Origin of the sequence: Pseudomonas sp. HY13-MNA-CIBAN-0226 (assembly GCF_040310305.1) — a bacterium.
Taxonomy (GTDB): Bacteria; Pseudomonadota; Gammaproteobacteria; order Pseudomonadales; family Pseudomonadaceae; genus Aquipseudomonas; species Aquipseudomonas gregormendelii.
Genome location: NZ_JBEOPS010000466.1, coordinates 1 through 251, shown reverse-complemented (window position 1 = coordinate 251; position 251 = coordinate 1). Strand labels below are relative to the sequence as shown.

The following is a 251-nucleotide window of genomic DNA, read 5'->3' as shown; positions in this document are numbered from 1 at the left end:
CAGTTGAGGTGTATCGGTGTCACTGGAGGGGCTGCTGTATTGACGTACCGAGAGGCACGCTGCCTGCAGGTGTTGATGCTTAGCATGCAGCTTGGTGTTGAGGTAGGTGGTGGCGGAATTCTCCAGCGAGGGGCGCCATGCCAGGTGGCGTTCGATTTCAGCGCTGACGTTTTCGAGCAATTGCGCAGAGGTGCGCAGTGCCGAGAGCGTTGGCGGAACCCTGGGTTCTGTCGCCGCCGCAGTCCAGGTAC

At 60.6% G+C, this 251-nt stretch carries 1 protein-coding gene; it reads right to left on the bottom strand.

All coding sequences use genetic code 11. From position 1 onward, the window contains the following. On the bottom strand, positions 1–251 hold a 251-nt coding region (locus AAEZ05_RS29535; RefSeq protein ID WP_350650179.1), incomplete at both ends, for a hypothetical protein.